The sequence below is a fragment of the Aquimarina sp. TRL1 genome, from assembly GCF_013365535.1.
Lineage (GTDB): Bacteria > Bacteroidota > Bacteroidia > Flavobacteriales > Flavobacteriaceae > Aquimarina > Aquimarina hainanensis.
Genome location: NZ_CP053590.1, coordinates 4,282,952 through 4,300,286, shown reverse-complemented (window position 1 = coordinate 4,300,286; position 17,335 = coordinate 4,282,952). Strand labels below are relative to the sequence as shown.

At 38.8% G+C, this 17,335-nt stretch carries 10 protein-coding genes; all 10 read right to left on the bottom strand.

Features of this window, described 5'->3' with window-relative positions; all coding sequences use genetic code 11:
* Positions 1 to 4 precede the first annotated feature (4 nt).
* The gene (locus HN014_RS17645; RefSeq protein ID WP_176030167.1) at positions 5 to 1,060 is read right to left on the bottom strand and encodes a hypothetical protein; all 1,056 of its coding nucleotides are present in this window, start codon (positions 1,058 to 1,060) and stop codon (positions 5 to 7) included.
* Positions 1,061 to 1,085: 25 nt separating this feature from the next.
* Positions 1,086 to 2,789, bottom strand: a complete 1,704-nt coding sequence (locus tag HN014_RS17640) for a hypothetical protein (protein WP_176030166.1) — start codon at positions 2,787 to 2,789, stop codon at positions 1,086 to 1,088.
* Positions 2,790 to 3,222: 433 nt separating this feature from the next.
* Positions 3,223 to 5,478, bottom strand: a complete 2,256-nt coding sequence (locus HN014_RS17635; RefSeq protein WP_176030165.1) for a GH92 family glycosyl hydrolase — start codon at positions 5,476 to 5,478, stop codon at positions 3,223 to 3,225.
* A gap of 7 nt (positions 5,479 to 5,485) precedes the next feature.
* Complete coding sequence (locus HN014_RS17630; RefSeq protein WP_176030164.1) at positions 5,486 to 7,816, bottom strand: GH92 family glycosyl hydrolase; 2,331 nt, start codon at positions 7,814 to 7,816, stop codon at positions 5,486 to 5,488.
* Between the two features lie 13 nt (positions 7,817 to 7,829).
* Positions 7,830 to 9,185 (bottom strand): alpha-L-fucosidase, encoded by a 1,356-nt coding sequence (locus HN014_RS17625; RefSeq protein WP_176030163.1) that lies wholly within the window; start codon positions 9,183 to 9,185, stop codon positions 7,830 to 7,832.
* Between the two features lie 3 nt (positions 9,186 to 9,188).
* A complete protein-coding gene (locus tag HN014_RS17620; protein ID WP_176030162.1) occupies positions 9,189 to 11,522 on the bottom strand; it encodes a family 20 glycosylhydrolase in 2,334 nt (777 codons plus the stop codon).
* Between the two features lie 118 nt (positions 11,523 to 11,640).
* Positions 11,641 to 12,663, bottom strand: coding sequence for an isoaspartyl peptidase/L-asparaginase family protein (locus HN014_RS17615; protein WP_176030161.1), 1,023 nt, complete (start codon positions 12,661 to 12,663; stop codon positions 11,641 to 11,643).
* Positions 12,664 to 12,773: 110 nt separating this feature from the next.
* Positions 12,774 to 15,143, bottom strand: coding sequence for a GH92 family glycosyl hydrolase (locus HN014_RS17610; protein WP_254884033.1), 2,370 nt, complete (start codon positions 15,141 to 15,143; stop codon positions 12,774 to 12,776).
* Positions 15,130 to 16,263: a family 10 glycosylhydrolase gene (locus HN014_RS17605; RefSeq protein WP_176030160.1), complete on the bottom strand. Its 1,134-nt coding sequence runs from the start codon at positions 16,261 to 16,263 to the stop codon at positions 15,130 to 15,132. The genes HN014_RS17610 and HN014_RS17605 overlap by 14 nt, the downstream gene beginning before the upstream one ends.
* Positions 16,264 to 16,266: 3 nt before the next feature.
* Positions 16,267 to 17,334, bottom strand: coding sequence for a carbohydrate-binding family 9-like protein (locus HN014_RS17600; RefSeq protein ID WP_176030159.1), 1,068 nt, complete (start codon positions 17,332 to 17,334; stop codon positions 16,267 to 16,269).
* Position 17,335 lies beyond the last annotated feature (1 nt).

Here is a 17,335-nt window from a genome sequence, read left to right as displayed (position 1 = left end):
GGATTTACTTCAGTTCTACGGCTTCAACTTCCTCACTATTTCCAATACTCTTTTCATAATCCTCTATGGAAGTAGCGGATTCCGCTTCACTGTATTCCGCACTAATTTCCTCCCACTGCTGACTATCTGATAAGGCTGTTTTTATAGCTGCATCTGAATTGGTCATTTGCTCTTCCAATGCTTCAAAATGTTTCGCGCTTAAATCCTTAGCCGCTTCATTCAGTGTGGTTTTTGCTTCAGACAATTTGCTAATAGCATCTTGGATTCCCTCTCCGGTAGAAGCTGCTGTTTTTGCAGCACTGACTTGTTCTCCAAGCTCCTTAAATGCACTTTCGAATTTTTCGTCAGGAACCAGCCCGTTATCCGTGATTTGACTTTGGATATCCTCTAACAGTGTATCTACTTCACTCAAGGAATCATTCAGAGATTCTTTTGTCGATTTTATCGACTCTTCTTTAATGGTAGAAACCTGCTCTTTTAACTTCGCCAGTAAATCATCATCTGTTATATCAGCAAACGGTTTATCAATAATTTTACTCACTCGTTCCTTTAGAGCATCTGATAATTCTTTCCCACTGGCGCTTGATTCTGTCAATTTGATACTTTTTTGATTAATGATGGTATCATTAGCGATTAAGCTCAAGTGTTTTACATCAATTCCTTCTGGAAAATGCGCATCGGAAGTCACTGCATTCCCTCTGTGAATAAAAGTATCTTCATTAAATACTGTAGAAGAGGTATCAAATGTTCTCAAGTTATCCTCGGGAGTTTTTTGTAGCGGCGTTCCATCAAAACAAAGATCTCCATCTTCATTCACACTCCACTTCTCTTTCTGAGATGTCTTTACTTTTGCTTTATCACCAAAACCTACATATCTTCTCTCTTTAAAAAATGCCCCGGTTTTCCCTGTATCTCCACTAGCAGAGACACCTCTTCCTAATTCTAATCGGATTCTCGCAAATTTCTTAGTCGTTGTATCATATTGATAATATGATGAATATTTTCCGCCTGCTTCTGTAAAGGCTCCTTTTGACGGGTCTGTGTACCATGTAATAATCATTCTTGTAAGGTTTTAAGTTAGTATATTATAATTCTTCAGGAATTGTATCTGTTTCCGGCCATTTTTCATCTTCTGCATCAAAACCGGAATCATCTGCTTCATTCTCCAGTGTTTTTTCCCGGGCATCCTGTGCCTCATCTAATGCTTCTGAGGCAGAAGCTGCATCTTTTACTGCATCTGACGATTCCTGCAGAGATTGGGATTCCCAATCATGCATTTCTGCACTACTATCCTGTAAGGTGATATCAATGTTTTTAGAGGCTGTGCTCAATTCAGCACTGGCTTCAGAGAAATCCCCACTTTCTATTTTAGCTTTGGCATCACTAAAGGAAGTTTCTAAATCCTGTACTGCCGATTCGAAATCTTCTGTAGGAGTATATCCGTCTTCTACCTGCTCACGAATTTCATTACTAATAGAAGAAGAAGTATCTTCCATTGTCTGCATCATTACATCTTCCTGTAATGCTTCTGAGGTATCAGCATAACTGTCAGAAACTTTAGAAGCATCAGAAGAAAATGTAGCTTCCTGTTCTGTAGCTTCGGATACAACCTTTGCATCAGGTGTTTCATTAATGGTTTTTTCCTGTGCTTCAAATTCTTCTTTTGACTCTGCTTTTTCTTTGGATTTAGTCAACTTATTTTTAGCTGACTTTCCTATTTTAGCAGCAAAATCTCCTAGCATCAATAGACCTACCAATAAGCCTACTCCCTGACATATTTTTCCAAACGAAGCATCAAAAGAAGATTCCTGCTGCGCACTTCCACTTGATTTTTTACTAGGTAATTGTCTAGCAACCTGAGTAGAAACCACTTTTTTGTTTGCAATGGTTCCCGTTACTACTGGTCCTACAATATAATTAGAGGTAGGTACTCCATCCTTCATCGTTGTTTGAATAACATTCATCCATACAGGCGTCAGCGAAACAGATACATCCTGCCCTGGATTACTATCCCCCATGGTTCCATCTCCATTCATAATAATTGTAGTGGTTTCTGGAGGATCTGCATATACTGGATTTCCCTTGGAGTCTTCACTACACATCTTTAAGGTCGCAGTGTTATCTGTAGCGGTAGAGGTAATATCCAGCGTAGCTATCAGTACAGGAACATAATCACTTGGTGCCGGATCAGGCTCTTCTTCATATAAGAAATAAGGTCCCTGCCACCCGGAAGTAAACATTTGTAACCAGGATTGTATGGCATTCCATGAACTCAGCGTACAAGAAGTAAAATTCTTAGTTCCTGCAAAAAAATCATTCACACTGTCTACACTTCCTTCTTTTAAGGAAGCATACAGGTTTTTGGTTAGAGAGGAGTCCGGATTTGCCATTGCAAAACGATGAAATAGAAATGACTGAATCATCGCATCTTCATCTGTTTTTTCGATTGAATATGTTATCGGAGGGGGATCCCCAAAAGAAAATTGCATTACCGACATCACCTTAATCGGAAATTGATAGCAATAAAAATCGTTAATTTGTTCTATCGTTCCTGTATACATAGCCTGAAGCATGGATACATCTCTGATAGTTTGTACTTCTTTGGTTGCTCCTACAGCAATGGTTTCTAATTTAGTATATTCATATGGAACAGTAGTAGCTCCTTTGGATGGATTATACACATCGTATATAACGACCTCATAAGAGGAATTGTTGGTTATGGTGGCTACAGGGTACGAAGTATCTGTAGCAGTGACAGCGTCACTTCCTGACTTTGACTGTGTTAACATAATAGTAAATGAAGGTTTTAAGGGTATAAGCAAAATGTCTAATACATTTTATTTATAGCACATTGTTATTATTTTGATTACATCATTCTTTTTTACACCAATTCATCTAGATTAAATTGGGTTGGGGCACATCTAATAACTACCTGATATGTATACATTCTTCAACTGCCTGCAAAACAAGCAAGGAAGAGTATCTGATAATTATAAAATAAATTAATTCCCTGTAGTGGGTGGTGAGTACTCCATGATAAATAAAAAAGTTGGATAGTAGCTACAATATCCAGAGCTTTTCTAATTATAGTTCAAAGATCTTATAAATGATTCATATAAACTACAGTAGAAATACCTGTTTCATTTTTATGTTAAAAAATCCGTATAAACACCTAGTGTTCAATACCATTACACATGATACGGAAATCCCTGACTATTGTAGTTATTTCAGGTATATTGTTAAGGATCCTGTACGTGTTAATTCATCATGTGTAATAAAAAAGTGTTCGTGTTTTTTGCCTCCGAGTTCTAGATGTTTAATATATCCTTTGGGGTTTCCTTCTTTCTTAATGATCAATGTATTTTCTTCATAATATGCAGGATCTAAATGAATTGTAACACGGTCAAAAACTGGTCTGCTAATCGTATATATAGGTTCTGCCGGGCTAACAGGGTATATCCCCATCATTGTATAAATCAACCATGCAGACATGGTGCCTGTGTCATCATTTCCCGGCAACCCATCCGGGCTGTTTTTAAAATAAGTGGTTCGCAACTGATCAACCATATCCTGAGTAAGTCGCTCTTTCCCCTTCACATAATTAAATAAAAAAGGATATGCTATATCTGGTTCATTTGCCATATCAAATTGCTTATTATCAAATACTTTTTTTAGTTGTTTCGTAAAAGGTTCTTTTCCTCCCATCATCTTGATCAAATGCGGAATGTCATGGGTAACCATAAATGTATACTGCCAGGAATTCCCCTCTATAAATCCAAAATTCTTCACAAAATTAGCTCCGGTATCCGGATTAAACGGATGATACCAGCTTCCATCATCATTTTTGGGACGTAACAAGTTTAATTTTTTATCAAATAACTTTCTATAAGATACTGCTCGTTTTGTATAACGTTCATAGGCTTCTTTTTTCCCTAGTTTCTGAGCTAATTGTGCAATTGCAAAATCACTGATGTTATATTCCTGAGTGGTGGAAACCGAGCCACTGCTGGTAGTACTGGTCGTTAGATACCCTTTTTGCAGATAATCTTCCAAACCGGGGCGTAATGGATTATCGGTTATCTGATCTGCACTTTTGCACATGGCTTCATAAGCTACTTCGATATCGAAATCATCAATTCCTCTCAGGTAGGTATCAGCAATTACGATTCCTGCCGGGTCTCCTACCATAGTCGTGGTTTCTGTAGCATTGAGTTCCCATTTGGGAAGCCAGCCACTTTCCTTATAGATCGCCAACATACTTTTGACCATATCCGATTGTTGTTTAGGATATAACAAAGACATCAGTGCATGTAAATTTCTATAGGTATCCCAAAAAGAAAAAACAGTAAATCGATTTCCTGTGGTATGTTTCGTTTCTCGTGTTGCCATAGCCGGATATTCTCCATTGTAATCATTGAGTATATTCGGATGAAGGAGTGTATGATATAATGCGGTGTAAAAAATAGTTTTTTCATTCTCTGTTCCACCACTCACTTCAATTCTTCCTAATACCTTATCCCATTGTTTTCTGGTTTCTGAATAGACCGACTCAAACGTATTCTTGCCTAACTCTTTTTCCAGATTTTCTCTGGCATTTTCTATACTTACGTATGAAATTCCTATACTCAATTGTAACTGGGTTGTTTCTTTAAAATCATAAGAAAAATAAGTCCCTATACTATCCCCTACTACTTCTTTGTAATAGTTCCTATAGGTTCTGGTTTTACCATTATATCCCATCCATTGTCCTTCTACTCCCTTGTATTTTTGTGTATGTTTCCATATCCCAAACTCACGAGCAGGTTTATCAAAACGCGCTACAAAATATATAGGATAGGTTTCTTCTGGCTTGTAATAGCAAAATGATCCTACAGTACGCACACCTTCTATTTCTGTAGGAGAGACCACCTTAACCATGGCACCCTGCTCATTGGTTAATCCTAATCCCAGATTGAGAAGTACATTGGATTTTCCTTTAGGAAATGTATACCTGCTAATTCCTACTCTGGGGGTAGCTGTTGTTTCAACCGTAATCCCAGAAGCTTCAAGATGAGTTTTATAATATCCTGCACGGGCAACTTCTGCTGAGTATGTACTTCCATATTTCAGGGGATCTGTCTCTACAACACCGATAGTAGGCATCGCAATAAGCACTCCTAAATCCGGACAGCCTACCCCACTTAAGTTTACATGAGAGAAGCCGGTCAAAAAGTGGTTTTCTTTTACATAAGGCGTCGATAACCACTGACTATCCTTATCCATTGTATTCTGTTTTCCCGATACATTAAACGGAGAGACACTAACCATTCCTCTCGGAGCTACTGCTCCTGGATTTGTCGCTCCAAAATTAGATGTTCCGATAAAAGGATTGACATACCTACTTATTTCTTGTGCATTTCCTAACACTCCTACAAATGTTAATATAGAAAGAATAAAGCGGTTCCTTAGATAATGATATTGACAAAACAGTGATTGCATACTCGTTTTATTGATTGCTTAATGAATAAGGGACTGCATCAGGAGCATTTCCCCAGTTTTTATTTGGTGTCGTTCCCATACGGAAATGAAGTGTTCCTCCTTTTTGAATCGTATCATAAGAAAGAAATGTCTTCGCATACGGAAGTTTATTCAGGCTAGCCTCTTGTATATACGGTGCTTCTTTATCATTTTCTGAACTACTGATTTTAAATACATTACCGTTACTCAATTGAATTGTTACTTTATCAAACAAAGGACTACCGATTACATATTGATTGATCACCGGAGTTACCGGATAGAATCCCAAAGCACTAAAAACATACCAGGCTGATGTCTGCCCATTATCCTCATCTCCACAATATCCATCAGGAGTAGCTGCATACAATTTTGTCAATACCTCTCTAATCTGTTTCTGGGTTTTATATGGTTTTCCAGCATAATTATATAAATATATCATATGCTGGATGGGCTGATTTCCATGTGCGTAATTTCCCATATTAACCAATTGCATTTCTCTGATTTCATGAATGGTAAACCCATAGTATGAAGCATCAAAATCAGGAGGCATGCTAAAAACTTCATCCAATCTATTCACAAATGCTTCATTTCCTCCCATAAGATCAATTAACCCCTGTACATCGTGAAACACAGACCAGGTATAATGTAAACTATTCCCTTCTGTAAATGCATCTCCCCACTTCAGTGGATTAAAGGGTTTCTGAAAGCTTCCATTTTTATTTTTTCCCCGCATCCATCTGGTTTCGGGATCAAATACATTTTTATAGTTCATGGCTTTCTGATAGTACGTAGCTGCAAGCTGTTGTTTTCCCATCCGTTCTGCCATGCTAGCAATGGCAAAATCAGCATAAGCATATTCTAAGGTTCTCGCTACATTTTCATGAATACGAACATCATAAGGTACATACCCCAAAGCATTATATTCTGTAAGTCCGGCTCTTCCAACAGAATTAACAGGGCGTCCTGTTGCTACGGTAGCATTTTTAAGCATTGCCTCTAATAATAGTTCTCCATTCATCTCAACCCCTTTACTCATCGCGTCAGCAATAATCGGTGCAGAATTGGATCCTATCATACAATCCCTATGACCTGGACTTGCCCATTCTGGTAACCATCCAGACTCCTTATAGGTATTTGCCAATCCTTCCATTATATTTTTATTGAGATCAGGATACATCAGATTAAAAAAAGGAAATACAGCTCTGAACGTATCCCAAAAACCATTATCAGTAAACATATAACCTGGAAGTACTTTTCCGTTATAAGGACTGTAGTGATGAATAGAATTATTCGCATCATATTCATAAAACTTCCTGGGAAATAACAACACTCTATACAAGCATGAATAAAAGGTTCTCAAGTCATCAATTGATTCATCTTCTATCCGAATTCTTCCTAATTCCTGTTCCCAGGCTTCTTTTGCCTTTTTTTTGGTGGTTTCAAATGTATCTTCTCCGATCTCTCTATCCAGTGTTATTTGTGCTTGTTCAGGGCTAATAAAGGAAGAAGCGACTTTTACATGTACTTCTTCTCCTTTTCTGGTTTTAAATCCTACAATTGCTCCTACATGCTCTCCTTCACTTTCTTTGATATTACGTTGTAATTTCCATTGATCTCCCCAACTATGATATACTTCAAAATCTTTATCAAATTCTGCTACAAAATAGTTGTGGAAATTATCGGGAACCCCTCCATTATTATTCCTACAATACCCGATTATTTTTCGTTCTTCGGGGATTATGGTTACTTTAGATCCTTTAAAAAAAGCATCTAAGACTATATAGGAGCTATCTGCTTCCGGAAACGTCATTCTAAAATGAGCTGCCCGTTCAGTAGGACTCACCTCCATATTAATATCATAGTCTGCCAGATATACCTGATAGTAATGAGGTTTTACAATCTCTGCCTTATGAGAGAACCAGGAGGCACGCTCATCTTCTTTATATTTCAAATTTCCTGTAACCCCCATCAGTGAGAAGGCTGCATAATCATTAATCCATGGGCTGGGCTGATGCGTTTGTTTAATCCCTCGTATGGTATGATCATCGTACTTATAAGTCCATCCATCTCCCATTTTGGCGGTCATTGGCGTCCAGAAATTCATACCCCAGGGACGTGCAATGGCAGGATAGGTATTTCCATTTGACAGGCTAAATTCTGAATCCGTTCCCATCAGAGGATTTACATACCCAATGAGAGATTCCTTCAGCTTAGGTTTCGGAATTTCTGTTTCTACTGTTGTCTTTTCTTCTTTTGACATACAAGAAAATAAGAGCAGGCATCCCAAAACACCTATTCCTTTTTTTATTGTTACTATCATAGCCATCTATTGATTAATCGTTTAGTTCTACTGCATTCCCATGCCCTCTATATAACTTTAAGGGAGTATCCAATGTCACTTCCAGAATGGTTACATAGGGATCTAATAATTTTTCTGGGGGAGAGTCAATACGTACAATTCCCGGAATATTATTCCATGAAGCCCCTCCGTTCCGGACAAAAGCTATAGAGGAATTACTTCCTATCACTCGTATATTCTGAATCTTATTTTGAATTCCTTTTAAAGAAATATAATGTCTGGGGGCATCAAATACACATAAGTATAGCTTTGTTTTATCCTTACTAATTAAGGTAGGTCCATTAAAGTGTCCATATGGCAGTCCAGCAGTAGTTGTATAGACTGCCTCCCTGTGTTTCTGAATCCACGCTCCCAATTCGGTCAACCGTTCTTCTTGTTCCCTGGGAATAGTCCCATCGGGTTTCATCCCAATATTAAGCAACAAATTTCCTCCTGAAGCGATCACTTCTACAAATGTGCGGATAATCTGCGCTACAGGCTTGTAATTGGTATCACTGGGGTAGTATCCCCAATTATCATTCATCGTCATACAGAACTCCCAGGGACCTTCTGGTCGTACCACAGGAATTCCTTGTTCCGGAGTACTATAATCTCCATAGGTTTTTAATCTGGAATTGACAATAGTGGCAGGATTCCAGGCTAATAAAGAATCCTTTAGTCCTTTGGCTCGCCACTCTTCACTAGATTTTTCCCAATCCCCATCAAACCAATACAAATCGGGGTGAAACTGGTCATTTAATTCTTTTAACTGTCCTTTATAAAACCTGACAAAACGTTCCCATTTCGTCAGATTTTCCAATCCTTGCTGCGGATAGTCTTTTTTGGTATCCGGTCTTGGAAAAACAACCTCATAATCAGGATGTGACCAATCACATAACGAATAGTACAGCCCAACTTTTAGTCCTTCCTTTCGCAAAGCCTGAACATATGGAGCTACCAGATCTTTTTTTGCCGGGGTTTTTTTCACCACATTCAGCTCACTTAAGTTCGTACCCCATAAGGCCACCCCATCATGATGCTTAGTAGTTAATACACTATATCTCGCTCCTACTTTCTTAAAAAAAGCAGCCCATTTATCAGGATCATACTGACTGGCAGTAAATCCTTTTGCCTGATCCATATACGCATCATAGGAAATTTTCTTATGATACATAGACCAGGATTCTGATATCCCATTAACACCATAATATCCCCAATGAATAAAAATACCGAGTTTAGCATTGGAGAACCACTCCATCCGGGAATCCGTAGATGTTGCCTGCTCCTGTGCATGAAGAACAGGAAGCAACAGCAACCATAAATAGCATGTTATAGAATATTGCGTTTTCATCTGTTATTCGATTAAAATTTCATCAGTAAACAACCATACATCGCCTCCATGAGGTACTTCTTTAATACTAGTTGCTTTTACTTTTACATAACGGGTTTTATGGGTTTCGAATGTCACATCAAACTCGTTTAATGCTACTGTTCTGTCTAATTGATGTTTTCGTGTCATCTGTCCTTTTTTGGTGAATTGTGTTCCGTCTAATGAAGTAAATACTTCTATTCCTACAGGGTAATAAATTCCATTTCCCTGGTCTTGCATACTTCCTACAATGGTTTTGTGAATTGCTTGCTCCTTACCCAGGTCTATGATTACCTCCATGTCGTTTCCTAGCCAAGCTTGCCATTGTCCATCTCCAAAGTTTTTTGATCCACGTATAGCATTAACCAAACTACGGGTTCCTGTTCCTTTATATTTCTTGTGATAAGGTGCTACATAGCTGACTTGATTTCCTACTGCCTTATGAAAGACAATTGTATCTTTTAAGACCGTACCAATTGCTTTATTATTTTTGAATAAAGAAGCTGTAAGTGTTATAGTTGTATCCATAGGAATCGGTTTGGTATATTGTATGGCTTTCTCTGAGAGTGTATCCGTTCCCAGTACATACTGAATATCAGCATTGGGGTACTCATTTTTTAATTGTAGCGTCACGCTATTGCTAGAAGTATCTACAATTACTTCTGGTCGTATTCTAAACGAACTTTTGGCATAGTGTATTCCCTGATATTCATATCGGTCGAACATCGTTTGGATACGATCTGAGAAATCACCCCAATCTCTAGCTTCTTTAGGACTCCACACTGTTTCGGCCAGGGCAGCCAAACGCGGATATATCATATATTGAGAATGCGCTGTTGTAGTAATATACTCTGACCAAAGGTTTGCCTGCCCTCCCAATACATGTTTAGCAGCTTCAGCAGTCATAGAAGGTACTACCGGATCAAATTGATATACCTTGGATAAAGGAGTAAATCCTCCAATCGCTAATGGCTCTTCTTCTTTTTTGCCTTGATAATGATCAAAATAACAATGGGTTCCCGGAGTCATCACCACATCATGTCCCTGCGCAGCCGCTTCCAGACCACCTTTCACTCCTCTCCAACTCATTACCGTAGCATCCGGAGCCAGTCCTCCTTCTAATATTTCATCCCAGCCTATTAATTTTTTCCCATGGGCATTGATAAACTTCTCTATTCTCTTTATAAAATAACTTTGCAATTCTTCTACTTCACTCAGACCTTCATCTTTCATTCGCTGTCTACAATAAGGACAATGTTCCCAATTGGTCTTGGTCGCTTCATCCCCCCCGATATGAATGTACTGAGAAGGGAAAATATCCATCACTTCCTTTAATACATCTTCCAGAAAAACAAAAGTACTTTCTTGTCCTGCACAGTAAATATCTGTTATTGGCCAAAGCCCTCCAGAGGGAACTCCAATACTATTCCCTTTACAGGACAGGTGCGGATATGCTGCAATGGCACTGGATACATGAGCAGGCATTTCTATCTCCGGAATGACGGTTATATTCTTTTTATCGGCATAAGCTACAATCTCCTTAAGTTCTTCTTGTGTCAAAAAACCACCATAAGTTCCTTTCTCATCAGGACTTACTGCTCTTCTATCATTCCAATGTTTATCTTCCTGATCTACTCGCCAGGCACCTACTGTAGTTAACCGGGGGTATTTTTTTATTTCGATTCGCCACCCCTGATCGTCTACCAGGTGTAAATGCAAAACGTTCATTTTATGAAAAGCCAGCCCATCAATGACTTCTTTTATATATTCTTTTCCGAAAAAATGACGCGAAATATCCAACATCAACCCTCTCCATTGAAACCTCGGTTCATCCTTAATAGAAACTGCCGGTACTAACCATTTTGTCTTTTGATCAGCTCCTTTTGTTTCAATTTCCGGAGGTAACAATTGACGAAGTGATTGTATGGCGTATAAGAAACCTGAAGCCTCTCCTGCTGTTAATACGATATGGTCTTCTGCTACTGCTATCTCATAGGCTTCTTTTTTCAATGCTTTATTGATGGTAAAAGCTACATAATTCTCTGCCGGAATGGTTTCTGTAGTCGTCAATGTCCATCCTGTTGCTGTTGAAAACTTTTGGATTAGCATCTCTGCAATAGCAGCTTCTTCTTTGTTGTTGATTACAAAACGAGTTTTTTCCGTAAACTCAAAAGCGCCCGGGCGACACAGCAGGGTTTTGGGTTTGGGAATAATGTTAATATCTGCTGCGTCATACTGATATGGTTCTTTGGAGGTGCATCCAATAGTCATCAATAGTATTACACATAGCAGAAATTGTTTTTTAATGGTAGTGGTCATAGTATATTTGCTTTTGTGTTTATTAGCATCACCAAAGGGTATTATACCCCAAGTCTTATCTTGAAATTAAATATTTGTTCCCAACAAATGCCTTATGGGTTTGCCCCGAGATAGTTTATTAGTCCCAATTCATTTTAAAGGCAGCATCTTCCATCCTGTTTCCCTGCTGCTCATCATACACAGCGTAATTAAATCCTGATCTCAGGCTATACCCTCCATAGACTCCTTTTGCGTTTACCGCAATAAACCCTACCTGCAGATATTCCATATCCCGATGATTTTTATGTTTCTCATAAATTCGCTCTACAATTTCTTTGCAGGCTTCTTCCGGATTTTTTCCCTGTCGCATTAGTTCCACGACCATAGCACTTCCTGCAGTTCGGATAACGGCTTCTCCCAAGCCTGTTGCAGCGGCTGCACCTACTTCATTATCCAGGAATAGACCCGCCCCGATAATCGGAGAATCTCCGACACGTCCATGCATTTTCCAGGCTGCCCCACTGGTCGTACAACCTCCTGAAAGGTTTCCATCTGTATCCAATACCAGCATGCTGATGGTATCGTGATTTTCTATGTTAATAACTGGCTGGTACTTTGATTTTTCTAACCATTCTTTCCAGTCTTTTTCTGCTGCAGCTGTCAACAGATTTTCTTCTTTAAATCCTTTGGACAAGGCAAACTGCAATGCTCCTTCTCCGGATAGCATTACATGAGGTGTATCTTCTAATACTTTCTTTGCTACTGAAATCGGATGTTTAATTCCCTGTAGAAACGAAACAGCACCACAATCACTTCTATGATCCATAATACAGGCATCCAGTGTTACTTTTCCTTCCCGATCAGGATACCCTCCATAACCTACACTGCGAACAGCAGGGTCTGCTTCCGGAATTCTAACCCCAGCTTCGATCGCTTCAATACCTGTACTTCCCTGATGTAATTTTTTCCAGGCTGCTTCATTCGCTGCCAATCCATGATTCCAGGTAGCTATAATCAAAGGTTTTCTTCCTTTGTTATCGTTATCCTGAGGAATTTCCTTTTTCTCTGACTTCTCTTTTTTATTTTCTGTACATCCATATAGCGTACTAATTCCCAGTGTACCTATAGCTGCTTTTTTTAAAAAATCTCTTCTATCAGACATATCTTGCTGTTTTATCCTTTTTTGAGGCAGGTTACATACACTTGCATCACTCAAGGGCATTATTCTTAATTCTTTTCCTCTCACAAAGAATTCTTACCGTCTCTTTGGTATCATTTATACACCTGTGAAGATACTGCCATCTTCTTTGGTATATCCTTATTCGGTTCTGATCCCATATAACATATAATCTCTCCTCCTGCCATTATCTCTTTATGTGTGAGGTATAATCGATCCATTTCTTTTCCATTCAGCAGCATTCGCTGAATGTATTTATTTTCTTTACTATTATCTATTGTCTTTATGGTAAAGGTTTTCTCATCTGACAACTGCACTATTGCTTCATCGAATAGCGGGGTCCCCATCGCATATATTCCTTGTGCCGGGTTTACCGGATAAAATCCCAGACTGCTAAGTACATACCAGGAAGACATCTGTCCGCAATCTTCATTCCCACAATGACCAGCAGGCTCATTTTTATACTGATTCTCAAGAATCTTTCTAATAATTCTCTGAGTTTTCCAGGGTTTCCCTACATAATTGTATAAATATCCTACATGATGACTGGGTTCGTTTCCGTGTACATACTGTCCAATCATTCCGGTACTGAAAATAGGCAACTTATCCTCTGGTAATGGCTTTAGTGTAAACAAAGAATCCAGTTTGGCTTCAAAAGCTTCTTTTCCTCCTGTTGTTTGAATTAAAGTTTCGATATCATGAGGAACCGACCAGAAATACTGCCAGGCATTACTCTCACAAAAGTATGGTGTATACTCTCTGGGGCTAAACTTTTCTATAAACTTCCCATTTTCATATTTTGGTCTCATAAAACGACTTACCGAATCAAACAATTGTTTCCAGTTTTCAGCTCGTTGCGTAAACGTCTTGTATACATTTTCTCGTTGCAGACTCTTTGCCAGTTGGGCTATACACCAATCGTCATAAGCATATTCCAGTGTTTTAGAAACAGACCAGTCTTCATTTTCTTCGCTTATCGGCACATAGCCTAATTTTCGATATGCTGGAATTTGCCGGGTAGTATCTCCGGCACTTTGAATACAAGCTTCCAGGAGTAGTTCTGCATCTACACTTTCAATTCCTTTTAGGTATGCATCTACAAGAACTGGTACTGCATGATATCCTATCATCATATTGGTTTCATTTCCCTGCATAGACCAAACCGGCAAGGTTCCTGTTTCCTGATAATGTGCTACTAAAGATTGTACCATATCTGAGACCCGATCTGAATGTAATAGGGTGTATAAGGGATGTGCTGCTCTATAGGTATCCCATAATGAAAAGGTGTCATAACGCTCATACCCTTTTGCCTGCATAACACGACCATTAGCCCCTTTATATTCTCCTCTATGATCGCTTAGTAAAGTAGGGGCCAGCATAGACTGATACATCATGGTATAGAAGATGGTCTTTTGATCCAAATCATCCGTTGTAATGTGTACTTTCTGCAATTGCTTATTCCATAATGAATCTGCCTCGTGTTTATACTGCTCAAAATTATTATGCGGAGCTTCTTTATTGATAGAAGCATATGCTCCTTCTATACTGGCAGTAGAAATCCCTGTTTTGAGGAGAATTGGTTCTTGTTCTCCCGTTTCATAGGTCAACACTATTTTGGTATTCGATCCTCTTGCATGCGTCTTTACCGTTGTTTCATCATTGTACAACGTATATTTCTTAAAGGGCTTCGATATCTTTATTACAAAATATACCCGTTGTTCTTTTGCCCATCCTGTAGAAATACGATATCCTTCTATGGTGGTATCGTCTACTACTTTTATATAGGTATCGACTGCTTTATCCCAATTCAACGCATACCCCAAATCGATATGTAATTGAGAAGCACTGTCTTTTGGAAATGTATAACGGTGAATCCCGGTTCGGGCAGTCGCAGTCATTTCTGCCTGAATTCCATAAGACTTTAGCTGCACCGTATAGTAGCCGGGAGTTGCCGCTTCATTAGCATGAGAAAATACCGAAAACGGTTTGTAATTATTTTCCTTTATTCTTTTTGAAAACCGGCTATTGACTGGCATGATTAAAATATCATACAAATCCCCTGCTCCGGTTCCACTGAGATGCATATGAGAAAATCCACTGATGATCGAATCTTGATAGTAATATCCGGCAATCCTGTCCCAACCGGGAATTCCTATATCGGGACTTAGCTGTACCATCCCAAAAGGTACGGTAGCTCCCGGGTAGGTATTCCCGGGACCATCTGTACCAATAAAGGTATTCACAAAAGAGGTGAATGGCATTGGAGTAACTGTTTTCTTGTTTCTTTGACAAGCACATAAACAGATACTGATGTATATGATATAGCTGTAATACTTCACTGATGAATCAATTAATCTATTAATTTCACTCGACATGCAACCTATGCATATTCCGGAATCGTCTCGCTTCTCTTCGTTACGGTTACTATTTTTTATAGGTGCTGAAAACAGCCTACTTTTCTTCATTGTTTCTAAATGCCTTCAGTACAGCTAGCTGTTCTTGAGTAAAAGCATTACCATCGAAGAAAGAAACACCTTTTGCTCCATTATTTTTAGCTTCCTTAATGGCAATTGACAATTCTTCTGCACTCAATGGCGGCAAGTACAATCCTGTATGTAATTCTGTATTTTTGGCGGCTAAATCCTGTACTCCCTGTGCCGTTGCATATCCGATCCAATCCAGCTCTTCTTCATAAAAATTATGATAAATCATCGGAAGTACGGCATCGATATTCCATTTATCCCACCGCTGGCGTACCATATGATCAGCCATCTCCGGGTAAGGAAAAACGGCTGCTGTCAGTTTTTTATCATGTGCATGTGCAATAGTGTATGCTTCATTTACTAAAGACGTAATCTCGTTAAGGCGAAAATTCTTCCACTCCATATCAATGGCAGGATTTTTCATCGTTCTCGGATCTTTATGATGTAGTTTTTTAAACTTTTCTACACTGGCATCCGAATAGTCAAAATCAAAGTCTGGTAATTCTTCTTCCTGTGTCAGCTTATACTTTGGTAATAACCCTATAGGCAGGAATACATCCGGGTATCGGATATAGTCCAGGTGGACACTTTCTACTCCTTTTACTTTGGCCAGCCCTTCTACTAAACTAAGAATATGCTTTCTCGCTTCGGGATGACTGGGAGACAACCATTGATAATAATCTACATAGGGACGATCATCAAAACAGGATTTCCCACTTCGGCTAACCATATACCAATCCGGATGCTGTAATGCAATAGTATCTCCAGGTCGGTTGGTGGTAAACATCCACGCATGTACTTCCAGACCTTCCTTGGTAGCCAAGGCGGCTAACCGTTCCAGTTCTACAGGGTCCGTAAGGGTATTGATCAGTACGGCATCTATTCCGTGAGTTTTATACTTTTTAAACTCCTTTTGATAGGTGGTATCTGCTTTTCCTTCTTTGGCTGTAATCCAGGTCCAGAATTTGAATGCCGTCTCAACTTCCTTGACGGTTTCTTCGGTAAGCGCTTTTTTTGCGATAGGAGTTGGTTCTTCTTTTTGGGTATTACAAGCATATAACCCCAGTATACATATGCAGGCAATTGTCTTGATTATTCTCATGGTTTATTTTAATGATTTAGTGGTATATTTTCCGTCTTCTCTAATACATAACTGACGTTCTGTAAAAGGACTGATCACGATCAGGTTCCATCCCTGTGAATGCGTTTCCAACACCGGAGTAATCGTGGTATTTTCAATCACAAATTCTTCATGACCAATTTCCTTTAGAAAGGTAGCCCATTTTTTATGTTTTTTGTAAAAATCTTTCTGATTTCTATAATACTCAAACAGCTTCCATTTTATTTTCTCATCAGCAGGAATCTCAAAGCTCCTCTGCGGTTCTTTCTTTTCTGCAAAAAATACATATCCCCATTTCTCAGGTTCGTGCATATTGATCACCCCCTGAGGAGACCATACCCAATTATATTCTGGTTGCAATTTGTTATTTATTTTTTTCCGTTGATATTTTCCTGATACCAGATCGTGATCCCAGTTTACTCTTGAAAAATTAAGGCGCCAATATTGATCCTTAAGATTGATTTTTTGATAATATGACTTTTTAAAAACCCGAAGCGGAATAGCCATTTCTACACTCCAGCCCTGGTCAATATCAGAAGCATTGTTTAACGTTCCATTAATTGCTACAGCTGTTTTCATTCCGTTCGCATTCCAGTCACTGAGAATGCTATTGTCTTCCCTATATGGTTTGGTAATAAACAAGTCCCAAATCGTATTCAGGGCATTGACTTCTATTTCATAATACGTATGACCATCACCATCCGGATCTATAAACACCTCAAAATCATTATTATGAAAAACAACCGCTTCTCTTTTGGTTATATCTCCCCATACATGCGGTTCTTTCATCTGAGCATATATATAAAGATGATGAAGATCCCAGGCAATCTTCATTTGCGTTTTATATTTAGGAATTTTCGTTCCTTCGATATCGATAAAGTCTGCTGACCATACTGCATTTTTCCAGGTGGCTTCTTTAGCTGTACCATCTACCGTAATACTATCGATTGCCTGATACGCTACATAGGTATTGGGAGTATGCGATTGTGCATACCCCAATATCCCTATTACATATAAAAAACACAGCATAGCTGTTTGCCTTTTCCAATTCATA